Source organism: Rhizobium sp. BK196, assembly GCF_014193255.1.
In the GTDB taxonomy this organism is placed as follows: domain Bacteria; phylum Pseudomonadota; class Alphaproteobacteria; order Rhizobiales; family Rhizobiaceae; genus Rhizobium.
The window spans coordinates 229,890-250,405 of the sequence record NZ_JACHZB010000002.1; the positions used below are offsets into that span (position 1 = coordinate 229,890).

At 60.0% G+C, this 20,516-nt stretch carries 17 protein-coding genes; 10 read left to right on the forward strand and 7 right to left on the reverse strand.

Features of this window, described 5'->3' with window-relative positions:
- The first annotated feature begins 17 nt into the window (after nucleotides 1–17).
- The 10 genes from FHT78_RS07670 (at nucleotide 18) to FHT78_RS07715 (ending at nucleotide 11,381) form a co-directional block, all read left to right on the forward strand.
- Complete coding sequence (locus FHT78_RS07670) at nucleotides 18–761, forward strand: glycerophosphodiester phosphodiesterase family protein (protein ID WP_183742220.1); 744 nt, start codon at nucleotides 18–20, stop codon at nucleotides 759–761.
- Nucleotides 762–1,366: 605 nt separating this feature from the next.
- Nucleotides 1,367–1,789 carry a ParB N-terminal domain-containing protein gene (locus FHT78_RS07675; protein ID WP_183742221.1) on the forward strand — a complete coding sequence of 141 codons (423 nt, stop codon included), beginning with the start codon at nucleotides 1,367–1,369 and terminating at the stop codon, nucleotides 1,787–1,789.
- On the forward strand, nucleotides 1,786–3,147 hold the full coding sequence (locus tag FHT78_RS07680) for a Y4yA family PLP-dependent enzyme (protein ID WP_183742223.1): 1,362 nt from the start codon (nucleotides 1,786–1,788) through the stop codon (nucleotides 3,145–3,147). The genes FHT78_RS07675 and FHT78_RS07680 overlap by 4 nt, the downstream gene beginning before the upstream one ends.
- A gap of 11 nt (nucleotides 3,148–3,158) precedes the next feature.
- Complete coding sequence (locus tag FHT78_RS07685; protein ID WP_183742225.1) at nucleotides 3,159–4,169, forward strand: cysteine synthase family protein; 1,011 nt, start codon at nucleotides 3,159–3,161, stop codon at nucleotides 4,167–4,169.
- On the forward strand, nucleotides 4,166–5,308 hold the full coding sequence (locus FHT78_RS07690) for an NAD/NADP octopine/nopaline dehydrogenase family protein (protein WP_183743430.1): 1,143 nt from the start codon (nucleotides 4,166–4,168) through the stop codon (nucleotides 5,306–5,308). The genes FHT78_RS07685 and FHT78_RS07690 overlap by 4 nt, the downstream gene beginning before the upstream one ends.
- Nucleotides 5,305–7,185 (forward strand): IucA/IucC family protein, encoded by a 1,881-nt coding sequence (locus FHT78_RS07695; protein ID WP_183742227.1) that lies wholly within the window; start codon nucleotides 5,305–5,307, stop codon nucleotides 7,183–7,185. The genes FHT78_RS07690 and FHT78_RS07695 overlap by 4 nt, the downstream gene beginning before the upstream one ends.
- Nucleotides 7,182–8,414 (forward strand): MFS transporter, encoded by a 1,233-nt coding sequence (locus FHT78_RS07700; protein ID WP_183742229.1) that lies wholly within the window; start codon nucleotides 7,182–7,184, stop codon nucleotides 8,412–8,414. Before FHT78_RS07695 ends, FHT78_RS07700 begins: the two co-directional genes overlap by 4 nt.
- Before the next feature lie 38 nt (nucleotides 8,415–8,452).
- Nucleotides 8,453–9,571, forward strand: coding sequence for an ABC transporter substrate-binding protein (locus FHT78_RS07705; RefSeq protein WP_246715233.1), 1,119 nt, complete (start codon nucleotides 8,453–8,455; stop codon nucleotides 9,569–9,571).
- A gap of 8 nt (nucleotides 9,572–9,579) precedes the next feature.
- Nucleotides 9,580–10,635 carry an iron ABC transporter permease gene (locus tag FHT78_RS07710; protein ID WP_183742233.1) on the forward strand — a complete coding sequence of 352 codons (1,056 nt, stop codon included), beginning with the start codon at nucleotides 9,580–9,582 and terminating at the stop codon, nucleotides 10,633–10,635.
- Nucleotides 10,629–11,381, forward strand: coding sequence for an ABC transporter ATP-binding protein (locus tag FHT78_RS07715; RefSeq protein ID WP_183742235.1), 753 nt, complete (start codon nucleotides 10,629–10,631; stop codon nucleotides 11,379–11,381). The genes FHT78_RS07710 and FHT78_RS07715 overlap by 7 nt, the downstream gene beginning before the upstream one ends.
- Before the next feature lie 27 nt (nucleotides 11,382–11,408).
- On the opposite strand, the gene FHT78_RS07720 is transcribed toward FHT78_RS07715, so the two are convergent.
- From FHT78_RS07720 to FHT78_RS07750, 7 genes are all read right to left on the reverse strand, one after another.
- Nucleotides 11,409–13,553: a TonB-dependent siderophore receptor gene (locus FHT78_RS07720; RefSeq protein ID WP_183742236.1), complete on the reverse strand. Its 2,145-nt coding sequence runs from the start codon at nucleotides 13,551–13,553 to the stop codon at nucleotides 11,409–11,411.
- A 204-nt stretch (nucleotides 13,554–13,757) separates the two neighbouring features.
- On the reverse strand, nucleotides 13,758–15,038 hold the full coding sequence (locus FHT78_RS07725) for a trehalase family glycosidase (protein ID WP_183742238.1): 1,281 nt from the start codon (nucleotides 15,036–15,038) through the stop codon (nucleotides 13,758–13,760).
- Between the two features lie 19 nt (nucleotides 15,039–15,057).
- The gene (locus FHT78_RS07730) at nucleotides 15,058–16,116 is read right to left on the reverse strand and encodes an ABC transporter ATP-binding protein (protein WP_183742240.1); all 1,059 of its coding nucleotides are present in this window, start codon (nucleotides 16,114–16,116) and stop codon (nucleotides 15,058–15,060) included.
- A 13-nt stretch (nucleotides 16,117–16,129) separates the two neighbouring features.
- Nucleotides 16,130–16,987, reverse strand: a complete 858-nt coding sequence (locus FHT78_RS07735; protein WP_183742242.1) for a carbohydrate ABC transporter permease — start codon at nucleotides 16,985–16,987, stop codon at nucleotides 16,130–16,132.
- Nucleotides 16,984–17,835 (reverse strand): sugar ABC transporter permease, encoded by an 852-nt coding sequence (locus FHT78_RS07740; RefSeq protein ID WP_183742244.1) that lies wholly within the window; start codon nucleotides 17,833–17,835, stop codon nucleotides 16,984–16,986. Before FHT78_RS07740 ends, FHT78_RS07735 begins: the two co-directional genes overlap by 4 nt.
- 68 nt (nucleotides 17,836–17,903) lie before the next feature.
- Nucleotides 17,904–19,178: an ABC transporter substrate-binding protein gene (locus FHT78_RS07745; RefSeq protein ID WP_183742246.1), complete on the reverse strand. Its 1,275-nt coding sequence runs from the start codon at nucleotides 19,176–19,178 to the stop codon at nucleotides 17,904–17,906.
- A gap of 42 nt (nucleotides 19,179–19,220) precedes the next feature.
- The gene (locus tag FHT78_RS07750) at nucleotides 19,221–20,231 is read right to left on the reverse strand and encodes a substrate-binding domain-containing protein (protein WP_183742248.1); all 1,011 of its coding nucleotides are present in this window, start codon (nucleotides 20,229–20,231) and stop codon (nucleotides 19,221–19,223) included.
- Nucleotides 20,232–20,516: the final 285 nt, after the last annotated feature.

Consider the following 20,516-nt stretch of genomic DNA (forward strand, 5'->3'; position numbering starts at 1 on the left):
TCGTTGAAGGATATTCCATGACGCTGATCACCGGCCATCGCGGCGCCCGCAACCTTTGGCCCGAAAACTCGCTCACCGGCTTCCGCAACGCCATCACCCTCGGCGTCGACGCCATCGAATTCGACGTCCACCTGACGCGCTCGGGCGAACTCGTCGTCATCCACGACGCGACGCTGGAGCGCACAGCCGAAGGCTCGGGCCCGGTGCAGGACCTTTCGGTCGAGGACCGAAAGGCGACGCTGCTGAAAGGCACGGACGAGGCCATTCCGACGCTCGGCGAGGTACTCGACGTGCTTGCCGCGAACAAGGGCATCGAGCTGCATGTCGAGATCAAGATCGACGAGACCGGCAAGCCCTATCCCGACATCGCCGCGCGCGTCGCAGCAGAGCTTTCCCGCTTTGGTGTCGGGGAACGCTCCTATCTGACCTCCTTCAATACATCGGTGCTGGAGGAGTGCCGCCGTCATGTGCCCGAGGTTTCGCGCCTCGTCTCCGTCAATGCCGCCTGGGCCGAGAAACAGGGCGGGCTTGCCGCCTTCCTCGACCGCGTGGATGGACTGGTGGAGATCGTCGCCATCCATCACGAACTGATGGAAGCCGAATGGGACCTGATCCGTAGCCGGTTGCCGCTCGACCGCCTCTGTGTCTGGACCCTCAACGACGAGCCCGGCATCCGCCACTGGCTGGAGCGCGGTATCGGCAGCCTGACCTCGGACAGCCCGGATCTGGCCCTGAAACTGCGCGCCGCCATCGGCGCCTGAGCTGTCGCCTTGCCAAGCGTCGGCAGGATCATCCAGATCGACGATCAGCGCAGTGAAGTCTCCGATCCGCTGCGCCAGCGGGAAGTGATATCGCGAATTTTCCGCGAGGCTGCTCGCCACCGAGAACGAGCTGCAGCGACATCGACTGCGTTGGCAAAGTAAATAACAGGGGCGGCGGTTCGTATCCCTTCAACTGCAAAGGGACGAGGGACGAGTCCCACGCCATACTCCGTCCTGCCATGGATCCTCGAGCGGTCTGCTTGTTGCGCGAGCAGCGTTCCTGGCGAAGGCGGCCTAATGAGCGCTCTCCGGACACCGTGGGATCAAGCCAATCGGCTCAGGCGCTGTTCCAGGATGACGACCTAAGGTCGTGACATGGCGCGGTGTCCCGCACCGGCTTCCATCGTAAGGCAACCGAAAAAGCCGCAGTCCGCGCGTTGATGCCTCGTAGGGCTCCGCTCTCAGAAGAAATTGGCAGGCAAAATAAAAACCCCTCGTTGACAGGTTTGTCACGATCACGTTAAGGGTGCGATATAACATGAGTACAAAGATCAAGTTTTCGACACAATTTTGGTCAAATAAGACAACGAAAGGTGGCTGAAAGCATGAAATTCCGTTTGCTATCCCCGCATAAGTTGATTCCAACCGAAGAGACAGATGCACGGAGGGTCGATGAACTTCATGGCCTCATTTCCACGGCCGGTTGCTGGACAGTGCCGATTATGGTGGAGAAGGACGCGCTTTTCGTGATGGACGGCCATCACCGTTTGGAAGTGGCGTTCCGGCTTGGACTGCGTGCTGTTCCAACCGTTCTCCTCGACTATAGGAGCGTACGCGTCGAAGCCTGGAGGGCCGGTGAGACGATCACGCCAGCCGACATTTACGACATGGCCCGCAACCGACAAAAATTTCCGATCAAAACCACCCGCCACATTTTTCTGGATGATCTCCCGGCGTGCGATGTGAAGCTTGACGATCTTCGACAGTGGTACGAGCCACTCGATAATCCGGAGAGGCTCGCTGGATGACCTCCCACATCATCCCGGTCACGGGGACGGAACTGTCTCCAATTCTCTCTCCTCTTGCTGCCGACATTCTGACCGCGAGCGTGTCTCTGCTCCGATGGGTCGAAGAATACGGGTCTCCGCTTCACCTCGTGCTTCCGCCGGAGCTCAACGCAAATGTCGAAGCTCTGCGCCGCGTTCTCGACGATCGGGAAGTTGCACACGCGATCTACTATGGTTCGAAAGTCAACAAATCCTCAGGCCTGATGCAGGCCGCACTCGGGGCAGGCGCAGGCATCGACGTCTCGAGTGTTTACGAGCTTCGTGATGCCGTAAAACTCGGGGCTCAGGGCAGCGACATTGTGGCGACCGGTCCCGCGAAGACGGCGCAGTTTCACGACGAACTCGTCCGCATCGGGGCTCTGATCTGCGTGGACAGTCCGGAGGAACTGACCGACATATCGATGCGCCTACCAAACGATCGGGTCAAGCAGCCTGTCCTTTTGCGACTGCAGCCGAAAGGGCATGAGAAAAGCCGTTTTGGCATGGCAGCCGACAAGGTGCGAGCGTGCCTGTCGCGCGTCGCCGCCGATGATCGTTTTCGATTCGACGGCATACATTTCCATTTGAGCGGATACCGCTGGCAAGATCGGGCGGTTGCGTTTGAGGAGGCTGTCAAGCTGGTGGAGGAAGCACGCGCGATCGGACTTTCTCCCAAAATGATCGATATCGGCGGCGGCCTGCCGGTTCAATATGTGGCTGAGGCGGCATGGGAAGAACATCTGCAGCGACAAAGCGCCGATGATTTCCGGACGGGCAATGTTCCGGCTTCCTTCTATCCCTACGGCGGTCCGCAATCTGCGGCGGCGTGGCTTGCCTGCTTTTTGGGCGCGCCGCTGTCGTCGGGCCAGACGATCGATGACTATCTCAGGCGGCACGAACTGACGCTCGCGATGGAGCCGGGACGGTCCCTCGTCGACCAGGCGGCGATTTCAGCTTTCCGTATCACGCGCGTGAAGGATCTCGGCAACGGAAATGGTGTGATTTTCGTCGAAGGCAGCAGTTTCAGCGCCTGCGAGACCTGGTTTGCTTCCGAATTCATGGTGGATCCGATCCTGCTGCGCCAGAACGACCGGGCGCGCGCGGGCGAGCCCTTCCGGGCCTACATAGCGGGACATAGCTGCCTCGATGAAGACGTCCTGAGCAATCGCTGGCTTGGCTTTCCCCAGGTTCCCGAGGCCGGAGACCTTCTCGTCTGGGCCAATACCGGCGGCTATCAGATGGATCTCCTCGAAAACGAGTTTCATCGCCACCCGATGCCCAAGCGGTTGTGCGTAACAAAGAGCGCAGCCGGTGACCTGTCGATCTATCCCGATAACTAGGAGAGGACATCATGCTTCCTACGAATGTGACCCAGTTGATTGGGCGCACCCCCGTCATGTCCATCGAGATCCCGAGCCGGGATTCCATGCTGGTGTTGAAAATAGAAAAGAATAATCCGGGCGGTTCCATGAAGGATCGCATGGCGCGCAGCATGGTCGTGGCCGCCTTGCAGGACGGCCGGCTTGCCCCGGGAGGCACGATTGTCGAATCGTCCTCGGGAAACACCGGTATCGGCCTGGCATTGGCGGCGGTTGAGTTCGGGTTGAATTTCATTGCCGTCGTCGACCATCATGCCGCGCCCGACAAGATCCGCATGATGCGCGCGATCGGCGCTGAAATCCGCTACGTCGAAGGGGACTTCAGGGAAGATGAAGTCGCCGTCGTCGCCCGGCAGAGACTGGCAGCGCAGCTCGGCGCGCAACTGCCAGGCGCCATGTTCATGAACCAGTCCGACAATCCTGCCAATCCGGAAGGTTATGCTGACTATGTTGACGAACTGATGGAGCAGCTTCCCGATGGCATCGATGCATTCGTGGGATGCGTCGGTACCGGCGGATCGATGACGGGCATTTCGCAGCGGCTCAAGCAGCGCTTGCCGGCGATCCGCACCATCGCCGTGGAACCCGCGGGCTCCATCGTGTTCGGACAACCGGGACGTCCCTATTATCAGTCTGGAACCGGCACGCCGGCCGGCGACGAAGTCGGGAAGGTCCTGGACTATGGCTGCATTGACGAAGGCGTACAGGTTACTGATCAGCAGGCATTCGAAACGGCACGCTATATTGCGCGTCGCAAGGCATTGCTCGTTGGCGGATCGACAGGTGGGGCGATCTATAAGGCCCTCGAATTCATCGCTTCCGGCAAACTGCAGGGGACTGTCGTGACGACCGTCGCCGATGGAGGGGAGAAATATCTCGGTTCGGTCTTCGACGACGAATGGATGGCAAAGCGCGGCCTGTTCGACCCGTCGATCGCCGCTGAGCTCGATGCGTGGCTTTCCGGACAGGCACGCGCGGCATGAAGGTCACGATCTGCGGGGCCGGGCGAACCGGCCATCTGAACGCCGTCCTGTTCAAACAACGCGACGGCGTGGACGTATCTGTTCTGACATCGTCGGCCGAGCTTGCCGACAAATGGTCCAGCGGAGAACAGGTCTGGCGGGTGAATTTGCCCGAAGGCGGTGTTCTGGAGGGACGGATCGACCATGTTGGTACGGATCCGCAGACGGCACTTGCCGATGCGGATCTGGTCGTCGTGACGCAACCTGCCCAGGCGCGCCCCGCGCTCCTGAAGCAGATTGCGCCCCGTCTGCCTGACAACAAAAGGGTCTTCGTCGGAGCCATTCCGGGATTTTGCGGATTCGACTGGCTCGCCGAGACTGCATGCGGCGATCGCGAGAATATCGTGATCTGGGGGATGAAGGACGTTCCCCATACCGCCTACAATCTCGTTGCGGGCAGCGAGGTGCGCATGGGTGGCGCAAAGGCTCAGCTCTATGCCGCGCTTCATCGTCGCGAGGCTGCAGCTGCGAAGAAGGAGTTGTCGGATCTGCTCGGCCGGCTCTACGAAGCGCCGGTCGCCATCCTCGACGATTATCTCGAGATTACGCTGACGCCAGGCAATGCATTGATGCATCCGGCTGTCCTCTATGCGCTGGTCGGCCCTGGTGCCCCCTGGGAGGAACAGCCCTTCGATGAGCCGATCTGCTGGTGGAGCGACTGCCCGCGCGCCGGCGCGGAAATGCTGGAAGCCTGCGATGCCGAAAATCAGGCGCTCAAACATGCCGCCGAAAAGCGGCTCAAAGTCGATCTGGCAAGCGTAAAGCCGCTTCGGCAAGAGTTGATCGAGGCCTATGGCGATCAGATCGGCGATGACAGCACCATGTATTCGCTGCTGAGAACCAACAGCGCCTATGCCGGAATCCGTGCACCGCTCGTTTCCAACCCGGACGGACCGGGATTTGTCATCGATCGGGAAAGCCGCGCCTTTCATGAAGATATTGCTTTCGGTCAGGCGCTCCTCCTGGAAATGGCCAAGCGCCTCTATGTGCCGGTACCCGCTATCGAAACGACCTACCGTTGGGCGCGGGCCTATCACGGCAATCTGCCGCAGCCGCCTCTTAATTTTGTTCCCGTGAGATGGGCGGAGGCAATCGGATGAATGAAACTATCGTCACATCCCATGCGGGGGCGAGAGGTGCGATCGACCCGCAATTCTACCAGCAGGCATCGCACAACGCCTTGACGCGCCTTGTGCGATGCCTGCTCGCCGAACGCATCCTCAATCCCGACGCGCTGCTGTGGTCCGAAGACGGGACACAGGCATGGCTTCCACTATGGGCTGCGAGAAAGGTTCTCCATTTCGAAGACCTACGACGGCTGCCGGCGAATACGATGCTCAACCGGGGCGCGATCGAAATCATCGATGACGGGGGCAGGCGACGGCGACTGGAGGGACCAGCCGATCTCGTCGCCGAAATCTCATCGGATTGGGCGATTGAACCGGCTGCAGACGGGATTGCGCGCCTGCTCGCCGATATCGACAACAGCATCGAGAACGACGCGCTGATCCGTCGTCACCGCCGCGACTGGATAGCATCGCTGAGCCGGGAAATAGCGGCCGATGGCGACACTGGCCTCATTGCCCATCTTCGCCATACGCGTCCGGTGCATCAGGCAGCCATGATGCTCGACCAGTGGGGTTCCCTCGAGGGACATCCCTTCTATCCGACCTGGAAGTCGAAGCCCGGTCTCTCGGCGCAGGAGGTCGAGGCCCTGTCGCCGGAGTTCGGTGCGCGCGTCAATCTGCGGATCGCTGCGTTGCGGCAGGATTGGGCCTATGTGGAAATGATGCCCCATGTCGGCAGCTATAACGGCTGGTTCCGCCAAAACTATCCGGAGCTGTGGGACGCCTGGGTGAAGGCTTTGACGGAAAAGGGGCGCACGCCTTCGGACTGGCTGCCTCTGCCAATCCATGCCTGGCATCTTGATCACTTTGTCCGCCGGGAATTTGCTGATGAGATCGCTTCCGGCGCGCTTGTGGTCGACGGACCGGACATTGCGACAATCCCCTCCATGTCCTTTCGCACGATGCTGCCCGACCTGGAAGAAGCAAGGCCGTTTGTCAAATTGCCGGTCGCGATCTGGATGACGAGCGAGATGCGGACCCTGCAGGCGAAGTCCATCCATATGGGCCCGAGGCTCAGCACCTTGATGTCCGACATTCTCGCTGCCGATGAAGCCATTGGAGGCGAACTGGAATTCTTCCGCGAAGAGCTGGGCGCGATCCTTCATCATCCCGAAACGGGCGACGAACATCCGGGCCGCTTCCTCTCCGTTGTCTATCGCGAGGCTGGCGGGATCGAACGAAAAGACGGTCTGATGCCCGTCACCGTGGCCGCGCTGCTCGCCGCAAGTCCCGTCGATGGTCGGCCGCTGATCTGCGAATTGATCGCGCGCATAGGCAATGATCGGCCATCGGCCGCAAAGTTCTTTCGCAATTATGCCGAGATCGTTCTCAGGCCAACGATCGCCATGTACCTTTTGTATGGTATCGCCTTTGAAGCTCACCAGCAGAATAGTACCGTACTCTTCGATCCGTCTGGGCGCCCGCAACGGCTGCTCATTCGCGACTTCGGTGACGGCCGCAGCTTCGCCCCGCTGTTCGAGGCGAGGGGATATCAGCTGAAGCCATTCAGCCGCCCCGGCATCCTGCCGACCACCTTCAACGACGATATCTCCCTTGTTCGCTCGTTCGTCATCGATGCCTGCTTCGTCTGCCATCTTCACGAAGTGGCGCTTTGCCTGAACGAACACTTCGGGCTCAGCGAAGCATGGTCGATCCTGAGGCAGAAGACGCAAGAAGCGTTTGACCGGGTACGACCGCGCATGCTGTCCGACGAATTTTGGCTGGAGGAGCGGGATGCGTTTCTCAATCACCCTTGGCCGACCCGTTCCGTCTTGCGTATGCATCTCGAGCGATATCGCGACTATCGTCTGGAACATCAACTGCCAAACCCGCTGACAGAGACGCTATGACGGGGACGGTTGCGGTTATCCGAGGCTTCGGGCCGGTCTTTGCCATTCTCTTTGGTCTGCAGTTCGTCTCCATGGGCGCAATGGAGATGAGCGGTCCGTTCTGGCCGCTGCGCATCGAGGAATTGTCGTCGTCAGGCGGATTGTTCGCATTGGCTGGAATCGGCGTCTATGTGTGCCCCATGGTCGGTGTCTCTCTGACCAGCGCCCTCTGGGGAAGGATGGGTGACCGGTACGGCAACCGCCTGATGATGGTCAGAGCGCTTGCGGGGCTTGCGATCACCCAGATCCTCGTTTCCTTTGCTGAGGACGTCTGGCTGATCCTGCTCCTGCGGTTTCTGCAGGGATGCTGCGCCGGCTATATCGCGCCGGCCCAGGCCTATGGCATCCAGATTACCGGCGGCCGCAATCGCGGCGTGCTTTTGACCTGGCTTCAGGTGGCGACCAATGTCGGTTCGCTCTGCGGTGCGTTTCTGGGTGGCCTCATCCTGGATGCATCCTCCTTTACGGCGATCAACCTGACGGCCGGCTTCATCTGTGCTGCCTGTGCCGTGAGCGCCTTTGCGATCCTGCCTCAGCCCGTTGGAGAGACCAACTGGGCCGCCCGCGATCGCATCGGGCTAGATCAAGCTTCCAAAGCCCAATCCACAGCGCCAGTCTGGGGCCTGTTGGTACTGACCGGGATGATGCTTGCCAGTCGAATGGTCTTGCAGGTGCCTTTCGCGCTGTACATGGATGAGGTGTTTCACGCGCCCCACTGGGTCACCGGCTTCAGCTACGGCCTTCTGGCGCTCGGCTTTGTCGTGGCAGCGCCGCTCTGGGCGCAGTTTTTCAACGACCGTTCGATAAGCTTCATCCTCGGTTGGATGGTCCTGATTGCCGGTGGATGTGCTTTGCTTACCAGTCTTGCCGGCCTGACCCGCTCTGTTGAATATTTTGCCGTGATCTATCTGTTATGGGGCGGCCTGCTGGGCGGAACGACGCCCATCCTCGTGGCCCTCATATCCGCAGCTACGGCCGACGGTCGTCAGGGCTCGGTGCTCGGCACCGCCCAGTCCTGGCAGCAGATCGCATCCGTGGCGGGGATAGCCATCGGCGCCGGCGCCACCCAGATATTCGGGCTTTTAAGCGTTTACCCTCTCGTGTCGCTGCTTTACGCGGCATCCCTCTTTACTGCCCTCGGCCTTTGGTTTTCCGCCCGCCCGCGCCTACCTGTTGGAGATCCCCAGTGACCCGCCTTCGCCTCTACGCGTTTACGATCATCCTGTTTTTGACGTCGCTTGCTGCTCTATCTGCCCGCGCCGAAACTGACGCGGTCCCGCAAACCACTGTTACCGTCAAGGATATCGCCGGGCGGGACGTGCAGGTTAAGGTGCCAGTCTCTCGGATGCTCCTTGGGGAAGGCAGACAACTCTATCTGGTCGCATCGCTCGACCGAGAGAATCCGCTGGAGCGCATCGTCGCGTGGCGTAACGATCTGATCGAAGCCGATCCTGCGACCTACAGGCAATATCTCGACAAATTCCCCAAGCTTGCGAAATTGCCGACCTTCAAGGGAAATGAAGGAAGTCTGATCGATATCGAATCGGCGATCGTGAAGAAACCCGACGTGGTTCTCCTCAACCTCGAAGCCAAACAGGCAAACGAAGACGCTCAGTATATCGAGAAGCTCGCATCGCTCGACATACCGGTCCTCTATATCGATTTCAGGCACTATCCGCTTCAGAATACCGACCCGACAATCCGGCTGCTCGGCAAGATCATGGGACGCGAGGCGCGGGCAGAAGACGTGATTGCGTTCCGCAAACAGGCGATGGCTCGGGTCGAGGATGTGCTTGCCAAGACGAAGCCGGAGCGCCCGAAGGTTTTTATCGAGCGCATTGGCGGATATACCGAGGACTGCTGCCTGTCATTCGGCGCCGAGAATTTCGGCAAATATGTCGATCTGGCCGGCGGACACAATATCGGCAGCGATTTTCTGCCCTCGACATTCGGACAGCTGAGCCCCGAACAGGTGGTTGTCTCCAATCCCGATCATGTCATTGTTACCAGCGCCGACTGGCAGGCCTACGTGCCCGGCGGCCGCTGGATTCCGGTCGGCCCGAATGCAGATCTGGATGCCTCGAGGAAGAAATTGGAATGGTTCACGATGCGGGATGCCTATGCCGGGACCACGGCGCAGACGAAGCGTAATTTCCACGCCATCTGGCACCAGTTCTACAACAGCCCCTACGAATTTATTGCGGTCCAATGGATTGCAAAGTGGCTCCACCCGGATCTCTTCGCCGATCTCGACCCGGATAAGACGTTTGCTGAATATCACAAGCGCTTTCTGCCGATCGCCTATCAACCCGGCTACGCCGTCAGCATCAATACTCAAGCACCATGACCGAAACCATGACAACCATCGGCCACGGTAATGCGGTCGGCCGCTATCGCCTCGCAAATCTCAGAAAACACGTTGTACTTTGTCTGCTGCTTGCAGCCGTCGTTCTTGTGTTTCTCGCCGATATCGCGACTGGGCCCGCCTGGTATGGACTGGACGATGTGCTGAAAACCGTGCTGATGCCTGCGGATGCGCAGCCCCAGATGCGCGTCGTGATCTGGTCCATCCGGATGCCGTCAGCCCTCATGGCTATCGTCGTCGGAATGGCGTTGGCAACCGCCGGCGTTCAGATGCAGACGGTGCTCAACAATCCGCTCGCGAGCCCGTTCACTCTTGGGATTTCGTCGGCAGCAAGCTTCGGTGCAGCCCTGGCTCTCGCCTTCGGCCTGTCCTTCATTCCGGTCGCTGGCGACTATATCGTTGCGGTCAATGCTTTTATCATGGCGCTTGGATCCGCCCTCATCATCCATTCCGTGGGATTGCGGCGGGGAAGCTCGGTCCAAACGATCGTCTTGCTCGGGATTGCTCTGGTGTTCAGCTTCAATACAGCGTTGGCGATCGTCCAGTATTTTGCAAACGATCAGGCAGTTGCCGCCATCGTGTTCTGGACGATGGGCAGCTTGACCAAGGCAACCTGGCCGAAGCTTGCCGTGACAGTCGCTGTCCTGGTCCTCACCATCCCCATTTTCGTCTATCGACGCTGGCAGTTGACAGCACTTCGGCTCGGAGAAGCTCGCGCAGCATCCTTCGGAATACCGGTTCGTCGTCTTCGGCTTGAAACGCTCGTGCTGATATCGCTCCTGTCGTCTATCCCGGTAGCATTTGTCGGAACGATCGGCTTTGTCGGGCTTGTCGCGCCACACATCGCGCGGATGCTTGTCGGTGAGGATCAGCGGCACTTGCTTCCTGCCAGTGCCATGATCGGAGCCCTGATCATGTCATCCAGTTCCACAGTGGCGAAAGTTCTCGTGCCTGGCGCGGTTTTACCGATCGGCGTTATCACCGCCGTCATCGGCCTGCCGGTCTTCTTTTATCTTATCCTTAGGGGAGGACGGGAAACGTGGTAGTCCTCAGCACCAAAGCGCTTGGAGCGGTCTACGGCGCGCGACCCGTCCTCAGCGACGTATCATTGCCTCCGTGCCATGGAGGGGAAATCATCGCGCTGATCGGAGCCAATGCAGCTGGCAAGTCAACGCTTTTGCGCCGTATAGCCGGCATCCTTCCGGGTGCTGGAGAGTGTCGCCTGGCGGGTGTTGACGATCGCGAAACTGCGATCGCCTATATGCCGCAGGATCAGGTGAGCGGAGCGGCGCTGACCGTCTTCGAAGCCGTGCTTTTAGCGCGCAAGCAGACCAGCGGCTGGAAGCTTGTCGACGCCGATCTCCAGGAGGTTGAGCAGGCATTGGGCGCCCTGCAAATCGCCGATCTTGGCTCCGAATATGTTTCGGAACTGAGCGGTGGTCAGCGCCAACTCGTTGCGCTTGCACAATGCGTCGTCCGCGCTCCGACCGTCCTGCTTCTCGACGAGCCGACGAGTGCCCTTGATCTCCATCGTCAGTTCGACGTCATGAGGCATGTCAGGTCGCTGGCAAAGGAGAAAGGACTGCTCGTCGTCATCGCGGTCCATGACCTGAATCTGGCGATGAAATTCGCCGACAAGATCGCTATTCTTGCGCATGGAACGCTGCATGCGTTCGGCTCGGTTGCCGAAGTGCTGACACCCGGAAATCTCGAGACGGCATTTCGGGTGAAAAGCCGTCTCGAGACATGTTCTCAAGGCAAGCTTCACCTGATCGTCGATGACGCAGTGTGAGGCTTGCCTTGACTACTTTCAACCGCCTCAGAAGTCTGTGGTCATCGACACCTTGAAGGTCCGCGGCGCGCCTTGGGCGATGGTGCTGAAGCTTGCGACCCCAGACCAGTAATCCTTATCGAAGACGTTTTCGACGGAGGCCCGGAAGGTGACGGGCCTTTTTTCGATCTCCGTCTTGTAACGCGCGCCCAGGTCAAACCGTGTCCAGGAAGGGATCTTCAGCGTGTTCGTCGTGTTGATATATTGTTCCCCTGTGTGAATGACATTGGCCGTCAGCGTCAGGCCTTCCAGGAAAGACGCGTCCCATTCGGCCCCGATATTGGCCTGGATCTTGGGTACGCCGATCGGGCGCTTGCCACGGGTCGAAGCGCTCGACGTATTCGTCAGTTCGCCATCCATCAGCACCAAGCCGCCAAGCAGGCGCAGATCATCCGTGACTTCGCCAAACACGTTGAATTCAACGCCGCGGTTGCGCTGCTCCCCGCCAGCGGTGAAGATCTGGCCGCTGCCGCTTGGCTCCAATTGGCCGAAGGGCTTCTCGATCTGGAAGGCACTGACGGTCATGGCAATCTGCCCGAGGTCGATCTTCGTACCGATCTCGTATTGGGTCGTCTTGTACGGAGCGAGCGTTTCGCCCGCATTGATGGCAGTGGTGGGAGCCGTATCGCCTATGCTTAGCCCCTGCGCGTAATTGGCATAGAAGGAAACCTCGTCCCAGGGGCGGACAACAAGGCCAACGAGCGGCGTGACGGCGTCTTCGTCCGAAGACGACGAGATAGCACCTGTTGCTGCGTTGAAGTTCTTCGAGTCGATCTGCTGGAAGCGCCCGCCAAGCGTCAATTGCACGCGCTCGTCCAGCATCGACAAAGTGTCCGAAAGGCCGATGCCGGACAGGCTGGCTTCCGAAACCTTCGGCACTGAGCTGGGATCAGCGACGAACTGCTCGATACGACGGACAGGCTCATACATATTGCTGAGTTGGGCAGTGCCTGAAATAATCGCACGATCGAGGCTCTGGTGGAGATAACTCGCCTGGAGGGTCATTGTGTGGGAGATCGGCCCGGTGTCAAACTTGGCACGGATACCCGTTTCTGCCGTCAGTCTGTCGACGTCGAACACCGCATTCTGTGGCGTGATGGTGACGTCGCCGGCCGAATTCAGGATGGTGGGCAGGCCAAAAAGGCGATGCACGTGAGAATTGCCGCCACCCACGGCGCCAAACCAGGTGATATCGTCGGTCAGATCGTATTCGACTCTGCCCAGGACCGAGCGGTCCGCGCTCTTCGACCACTCCCACGGCTCCTGAACATTGAGCGATCCGTCAGGTGCATCCGGCACGATCAGGCCGGAGGTTTGAAGGAAAGGACGCTGAGGCGCGTCGAACGTTTCGCGCTGTCCGATCACGTCGAGTGTGGCCCGGAGATTTTCCCCCTGATAATCAAGAGCCAGGGCTCCGACGTAAAAGTCGCGCGTCTGATCGTCTATCGGTGTGTCACCACCGTGGACACTGCCGTTCAAGCGAATGCCAAATTGCCGTTCATCACCAAACCGGCGCGACATGTCGACGTGCACCCCGCCCTGGAAGTCGGAAGCGTAATCTGTCGTTAGCCGCGTCATATCCTCCTCGAGTGCTCGCTTCGGAACGATGTTGATCGTGCCGCCGACGGCGCTGTTCGGAGAGATGCCGTACAGGAAAGCTGTCGGACCCTTTAGCACCTCGACCCGCTCGGCATAGTCGGTGAAGACCCGGTAGGTGGGAGCGATCCCATAAATCCCATCGAAGGCGATTTCGCCGGCGTTCCCTTCGCCGACCGGAAAGCCTCTGATGTAGAAGGAATCCAACATACCCCCGGACGAGTGGGTGTTTCTGACCGAAGGATCGTTGTCCATCACCTCACCTACGGTCTGCGCACCCTGGTTTTCGATTGTCTGGGATGTATACCCGGTCACATTAAAGGGGGTTTCCATAAAACCCCGATTCCCCAAAGCTCCCAGGCGTGCGCCCTTGGCGACCTGTCCGCCTGCATAGTCTTCCGGCAAGGTTCCGATTATCGAAGTGGCGTCTTTCTTCGTGCTGATCACTATCGGTGCCAACTCGCTGACACTTTGCCCGTACGCGGAACCGCTTGCCACAGCGGTCATAACTACTGTGCACCCCAATATGAATTTCATGCAAAAATCCCCTAACTAATCGTCGCCTGACCTCGCGAGCCGAGACCGTCAGTATAAAACCGCTAAATAACATGATAATATAAGTCAAGATTTATAAGGCGTATATGTGTTTGAAGCGACAAGGCAATCGCTCCAGAGATCCAGCAGGTCGCTGGCAGGCGCATGCACTTCGATATGAATCTGTTTCTGCGTTTATCGCCATGTTCAAGAAAGCATTCGGCGCATCGCCGCCGGTCGCTCGAGCCACAGATACGCGGCCGCCGTCCAGGAAAATCCGAGGCCGCCGCAGCCTTCGCCGGTGACGGGGTCGAAATATTCGGCGAAACCTTCCGCTTCGATCGCCGCAATCGTCGATTTCCGCAGCACTTCGGCAGTATCCGCGTAGCCATTGCGCTCCAGTCCGTCGATCAGCAGCCAGTTGATGATCGCCCAGGCGGGACCGCGCCAGTAGCGTTTCGGCTCCCAGCTCGGGATCCCCGGCTTGGTGGTCGGGAAGGCGACCTTGAGGTTTTTGGACCATGCCTTCATCTCATCGACCAATGCATCCGCGACTGGTTTTTCGAGGTCGACCGAGAGGAGCGGTATGAAGCCGGCCTGAGTTGCTGCCTCGATATCTTGGCCAGAAAGGAGATCGCGCGAAACAAACTGTGACAGGGCAGGACGCCACTGGGCGAGAATCCCGTTCCGGGTCAACATATTCAACGCTGCGATCTCGGCCACGTCATCCATCCGGCCAAACGCGCGGGCAAGGACTTCCAAGTCTTCGCCGGCCTTGAGGAGGATCGCGCTCGTCTGGATTTCGGCGACCTTGAATGGCGCTTTTTCCCATTGCCTTGCCGGATCCCAGCCGCAGGCGGCATAGGTATCGACGAGATGGATGAAACGGCGATAATCCTCGTCGCGCGGGCGCATGTCAGCATCCACATGGCTGGTATCCTTACGCTCGACAGGCGTATCGGTAGTGGTCGGTACCCGGGCGAGTGCGATGTCCCAGGCGGGAGAATTGTCGCTGCCGCTTTCCCACGGATGCAGCAGCGCGACGAGACCGGTGCCCTCGGGATCGCGGGCGGAATACCACCAGCGATGCCATTTCAGCGCCGCATCGTAGAGGCGAAGGGTGCGTGAATCGGCATCCTTGCCTGCGGCTTCATGCAGCCTGCGCAGTGCGATCGCGAAGACCGGGGGCTGGGTTATGCCGGAGGTCGGGATCCGGTGCTTCGTGCGCCAGATATTCGGCCCCGGGAAATAGGTATCGCTTGGCGCGTGGAAGACGATATGCGGAATCATCCCGTCCGCCCACTGGCCTTCGACCAGCCGCTCGAGCTCAAGATAGGCGCGGTCCACATCGTAGAGCGCGAACCCCATGGCGACGAAGGCCGAATCCCAGTTCCACTGGAAGGGGTAGAGCCGGTCGGTCGGCACGGTATAGCCGCCGCGATCGTTCGCGGCGAGGATACGCTTCGCCTGGTCGATATGCACGTTCATTTCTGATACTCCGGTATTCTCATGTCAAAACGGCGGGGAAGGACTTGCCGCTTTCGGGCGAAAGCCAGGTAATGCGCTTTTGGTCGAGCTTCAGACCGATCGTGTCGCCGCTCTTTACGGTTTCAGACGCCGGCAGAATGACGCGCACCGGCTGGTCGTGGATCGAGCCGGTCAAGAGCAGGTGCGATCCCATCGGCTCGGCAACGCGCACCCTCATTTCCAGGCCCTGTGGCAGCGGCGCGAGTTCGACGGCCTCGCCGCGAAGGCCAAGGATGATTTGATCGCTGGCTTCCTGTGGCGCGGCAAGCTGTTCGGCGCCTGCCGCAACCTGACCGTTCGAAACCGGGACCTCGATGAAGTTCATCGGCGGGTTGCCTATGAAGCCGCCGACAAAACGTGTTGCCGGGTGATTGTAGATATCGACCGGATGGCCGACCTGCTCGACGACGCCACCATGCATGACGGCGATGCGGTCCGAAAGGCCCATGGCTTCCGTCTGGTCGTGGGTGACATAGATCGTTGTGGTCCCCGCCGCGTGCAGTACGGTCTTGAGTTCGGTGCGCATTTCGAGGCGGAGCAGCGCGTCGAGGTTCGAAAGCGGCTCGTCCATCAACAGAACCTTTGGTTCAACGGCAAGGGCACGGGCGACCGCGACGCGCTGGCGCTGGCCGCCTGAAAGCTTGTTGGGGTAGCGGTCGAGATATTGCTCGATATGCAACAGGCCTGCGGCCTTCTCGACTTGCGCCTTCACGCGTGCGTCGTCGGCCTTCTGCATCCGCAGCCCGAAGGCGACATTCTCATAGACCGTCATATGCGGAAAGACCGCATAGTTCTGGAAGACCATCGCAAGGCCGCGATCCTTGGGTGGCAAGCCGATCACCGACCTATCGCCGATACGGACATCTCCCGATGTTGCGGTCTCAAGGCCGGCGATGATGCGCAGCAGCGTGGTCTTGCCGCAGCCGGACGGACCGAGCAGCGACACGAATTCGCCGTCGTTGATCGTCAGCGAGACCTCTTTCAGCGCCTGGAAAGCTCCGAAGCTCTTGCGGATGCGGTCGATGACAATATTGGCCATATCTCTGGTCCCGTTATTTGGAGGAAATGCCCCAGATCGCGAAGAGGTAGCGTCTGACCGCGAAGATGAAGATAACCGAGGGAAGGATGAGCATCAGTCCCCCGGCAAAGCGATAGTGCATCGGGCTCTCCGACAGCACCGTTAGCAGGTAGGCGGTCAGCGTGCGGTTGCGCACCGTCAGCACCGAGGCGGCAAAGACCTCGTTCCACGAGATGACAAAGGCAAAGACTGCGGTTGCGACGATGCCGGGAAGCGCCAAGGGTGCCACCACCTTGAAGAAGGCCTGGATGCGGGTGCAGCCGAACACCCAGGCGGCTTCCTCCAACTCCTTCGGCACGCCGAGGAAAATGCCCTGCGTGACGAGTGCCGCAAAAGGCAGCGCCAGGACCGTATGGATGAGGCCGACGCCGAGGATCGTATCGTAGAGACCGAGCCGAATGAAGGAGACTGTCAGCGGCAATGCCAGGATCGCCAGCGGAAAGGCGCGGGTCAGCAGCACCAGAAGCCGGTAGCTGTCCTTGCCGCGAAACTCGTAGCGGGCGAGTGCATAACCGGCAGGCGCGCCGAGCAGGATGGACAAGGCGACTGTGATACCTGCTGCACCCAGCGAATTGAGAAAGGACTGGACGACGCCTTCGCTCTTCAAGAAGAGAAGGAAGGGCTCGAGCGAAATGCCCGTGGGCAGGCCGGTCTTCGGCCAGATATAGACGCCTTGGCGACCGCCGAGTGCGCCGAGCGCGACCAGATAAATCGGCACCAGAACCCAGGCGCAGAGCGCCACGATGCCACTCCAGAGAAGCCAGCGCCGTGAGGAAACGAAGCCGGCAGCGCTGGGGATGTCCTTGGTCCTACTGACGATATCCGTGGTCATGGCAGGCGCTCCGGATCGACCTTCAAGGCCTTCAGATAAATGAGCGTGGCGGCAAGCGAGATGATCATGATCAGCACCGCGTAGGCGGCAGCGACGCTGTAGTTCTGGTTCTGGTTCTGCCAGTTGTAGGCCTCACCAACGAGGACCGGGAAATTGCGTCCGCCAAGCGCATAGACTACCGCGAAGACCTCGAAGGCGAGCACGGTGCGCAGGATCAGAGCCGATTGCAGAGCCGGACGGATCAGCGGCAGGGTGATGCGCCAGAAGCGTGTCCATGGACCGGCACCGAAGATTTCGGCAGCTTCTCTGAATTCCTTCGGAACCTGGTTGAGACCGGCGACGATGATGACCATGACGATGGCCGTGCCGCGCCAGATTTCGGCAACTGCAATCGCGATGAAGAGCGTGACCGGCGTCTGGTAGGAGAGCCAGCTTGTTTGCCTGCCGATGATGCCGAGGCCGAAGAGCAGCGAATTCAAATAGCCGGTATTCTGCAGGATCGATAGCCAGACGAGACCGGCGGCAAGATCGGAGATGCCGAGCGGGATTGTCCAGATCCACAGGATCGTCTCGCGCCCGCGGCCGACTTTGGCGACCATTGTGCCCATGGCAAGCGCAATGGCGATCTGCACCGGCACGACCGCGATCGTCAGCAGGAAGGTGTTTTTCACCGAGCGAGTGAAATTGATGTCGGTTACCATACGCTCGGCATTCGCTAGCGACGGCGCGCCGTTGTCCGAAATCGCCAGCCAGATTGTCTGCACCAGCGGCACGACGAACAGCAGCGCCAGAAAGGCGACGGATGGCAGGATCAGCAGATAGGGAATCCAGGGTCGGCTATTGGTCATCGGCATGCGCCTCGACGAGCAGAGGGTTGAGCGCCCGGGCATTTAGCCCGGACGTGTCTCGGGTGGATTTATTCGACAGGGCAGGGGCCGTCGCTCTTGGCATCAGGCGCCCAGCAGGCAGCTTTCGTGTCGGTCATCAGCTTGGCCACCGTGGCGGCCTGGATCTTCAGCACGTCTGCAACGGGCTCGTTCTGCAGCACGATGCGCTGGAAACTATCCATGTAGACCTTATTGAACTCACCGCCCTTGTCGCCGAGACCGACCGGAAGCAGCGAGATGACAGCGTCCTTGGAAGCCTGGGTGGCTGTGACCGCACCAGCGAGAAGGGCGACGCCGGCGTCAAGATCCGGCGGCAGCTTGACATTCAGGGTCGGGAAGAAGCCGACCTTGGAGGCGGTCAGGAGCTGGGTATCCGGCATGGAAAGGTGCTCGATGATTTTTTCTGCGCCGGCCTTGTCGGGCGCGCCCTTCGGAATGGCGAGACCAGCAACGACTGGCATGTAGCCACGACCTTTGGGACCGGCAGGAGCGGGAAAGACCACATAATCATCCGGTGCAGCTGAAATGGCATTCTTCAGCCGGGCGATGTGGTCCCAGGCGACCATGACTTCGCCGGCAGCGAGCGGCTCCTGCATGAAATCGTAGCTGGTGGAGTTCGGTGTCACATAGGCCCACAGCGTCTTCAGCTTCTCCCAGCCGGCCGTCGCATCGGCACTCTTGAAGGTGCGCACGACACCGCCCGTGAAGGACGGATAGAAATAACCCTGGAAATAACGAGCCATCAGCCCCTTCGGGCCGGCCGGGAAACCGATCTGCGGCTGGCCCGTCGCCTCCTGCATATTCTTGCCCCACTCGATCAACTGATCGTAGTTCAGGGCGTTCACGTCGGCGCCAGGCGGCAGGTATTGCAGCGCTTCCTTCTTGGCAGCCATCACATAGGTCGCCTCCATCCACGGGATGTACTGCTGGGTCGGTTTGCCGAGCTTGCCAAGGTCGAGCAACGACTGCGGCATGCCGCTCGCCGCCAGCTTCTTGGCGAGATCGTCGAGCGGTTCCAACGTATCCTTGTCGGCTAGCGGCGAGAGCTCCCCATGCAGCGCACCGACGAGACTGACGGTGCGGTTACCGGCTTGACGTTCGGCCTCCATGCGAACAGCAAACTGCGGTGGCTCTTCGACCACGTAATCAACCGAGCCGACATCCTTTAACAGCTCCTCGCGGACGACGGTCGCCTCTTCGATCGGACGAAGCTGGGTGGACACGAAAACCGTCTGGGCAAGCGTAGGCGAAGCGAAGGCCAGCACGGTGGAAGCCAGAATTCCCAATGACATGATATGTTTCATCTTCTCCTCCTTCATTGTTCTTTGTTTGAGATGCACTTCTGTCTATGCCGCCTGGGCGGGACGGCGATGGCTGTCGCGATCGACGAACTCGATCGGGTGAAGCTCCTGGAGTTCTGTGGCGGGCTCCCCGGCAATGGCGCGGAGCAGCAGCGAGGCGAAGCTCGCGCCGAGGTTTTCGCCAGTCATGCGCATGGTCGAGAGTGGCGGACTGGTGAAGGCGCCCATCGGCAGGTCATCATGGCCGACGATGCTGATCTGGTTGTCGCCACCGGCCTCGCGCAGCGCTCTCAGCGCCCCGATCGCCATTTCGTCCGTGGCACAGACGAGTGCTGTCGGACGGGATGGTTGGCGCAAAAGATCCAGTGCCGCGAGATACCCGCCCTGTTCCAACGGCGCGCCTTCGGCGCAGAGGTCGGTGGCAAGGCCGCATTCCTCCATCGCCGTCCGCCAGCCACGACAGCGGTCATGTGCGAAGTAATATTCCTGCGGGCCGGCGATATGGCCGATGCGGCGGTGGCCGGCAGCATGGAAGCGTAGCGTCGCGGCCCGAAAGCCGGCAAAGCCGTCGCCGTCGACATAGGGATGGGGCAGCAGGCTTTCGGTGCGGCCGTTGGTGACGAAGGGAATGCCGCGCGACTGCAGGAATTCGACGCGTTCGTCCCTGCGCTTGGTTCGGACGAGGAGCATGGCGTCGACTCGGCGGCCATCGACGAAGCGGCGACAGATGTCGAGTTCGCTCTCGCCGCGCGGCACCGGTGCAATCACCAGATTAAGGCCGGCAGCAGCAAGGTGTTCGGCGCAGCCGGACAACATATCGAGGAAATGCGGAGGGCCGATATGGCCAGGATCGCTCGGCAGCGTGACGGCAACGAGTTCGGCGCGCTGCCTGCGGAGGCGACGGGCGGAAGCATTCGGCCGATAGCCTACCTTCTCCGCAGCCTCGCAAACACGCTCGCGCGTGGCGGCGGACACATCTGCATAACCATCGAGCGCGCGGGACACGGTCGTGATCGACAGTCCAAGCGAGTGCGCGAGCTGTTTGAGGTTGGCCAAGATCTTTCTCCAAATCGTCAAGAGAATTTTCCAAAACGTTTTGGGAGTCAAGCCAAAACGTTTTGGATTCTCGCTGCCATGAGCGCCGACGGCCATTGCGGATGTTGAAACAGACGGCGGTCCGTTCGTTCCGATCTCTCGACGAGCTGAACGCGTAGGACCGCTTCCGGCCTATTACGTTGAAAAGTCGGAGTGATCCCCGGATTGTTCAGATGGCGGAGTCAACACGGCGCTTGCGATTGGCATCTGTCCTGGAAAGCCCCCGCCACTGGCAAAGCCTTCTTT

What these genes read in the sequence shown, in the direction of transcription:
- FHT78_RS07670 (WP_183742220.1), top strand. Translation starts at nt 18, where the DNA reads ATGACGCTGATCACCGGCCATCGCGGCGCCCGCAACCTTTGGCCCGAA.
- FHT78_RS07730 (WP_183742240.1), bottom strand. Translation starts at nt 16,116, where the DNA reads ATGGCCAATATTGTCATCGACCGCATCCGCAAGAGCTTCGGAGCTTTC.
- FHT78_RS07690 (WP_183743430.1), top strand. Translation starts at nt 4,166, where the DNA reads ATGAAGGTCACGATCTGCGGGGCCGGGCGAACCGGCCATCTGAACGCC.
- FHT78_RS07720 (WP_183742236.1), bottom strand. Translation starts at nt 13,553, where the DNA reads ATGAAATTCATATTGGGGTGCACAGTAGTTATGACCGCTGTGGCAAGC.
- FHT78_RS07740 (WP_183742244.1), bottom strand. Translation starts at nt 17,835, where the DNA reads ATGACCAATAGCCGACCCTGGATTCCCTATCTGCTGATCCTGCCATCC.
- FHT78_RS07735 (WP_183742242.1), bottom strand. Translation starts at nt 16,987, where the DNA reads ATGACCACGGATATCGTCAGTAGGACCAAGGACATCCCCAGCGCTGCC.
- FHT78_RS07725 (WP_183742238.1), bottom strand. Translation starts at nt 15,038, where the DNA reads ATGAACGTGCATATCGACCAGGCGAAGCGTATCCTCGCCGCGAACGAT.
- FHT78_RS07675 (WP_183742221.1), top strand. Translation starts at nt 1,367, where the DNA reads ATGAAATTCCGTTTGCTATCCCCGCATAAGTTGATTCCAACCGAAGAG.
- FHT78_RS07700 (WP_183742229.1), top strand. Translation starts at nt 7,182, where the DNA reads ATGACGGGGACGGTTGCGGTTATCCGAGGCTTCGGGCCGGTCTTTGCC.
- FHT78_RS07745 (WP_183742246.1), bottom strand. Translation starts at nt 19,178, where the DNA reads ATGAAACATATCATGTCATTGGGAATTCTGGCTTCCACCGTGCTGGCC.
- FHT78_RS07685 (WP_183742225.1), top strand. Translation starts at nt 3,159, where the DNA reads ATGCTTCCTACGAATGTGACCCAGTTGATTGGGCGCACCCCCGTCATG.
- FHT78_RS07695 (WP_183742227.1), top strand. Translation starts at nt 5,305, where the DNA reads ATGAATGAAACTATCGTCACATCCCATGCGGGGGCGAGAGGTGCGATC.
- FHT78_RS07680 (WP_183742223.1), top strand. Translation starts at nt 1,786, where the DNA reads ATGACCTCCCACATCATCCCGGTCACGGGGACGGAACTGTCTCCAATT.
- FHT78_RS07710 (WP_183742233.1), top strand. Translation starts at nt 9,580, where the DNA reads ATGACAACCATCGGCCACGGTAATGCGGTCGGCCGCTATCGCCTCGCA.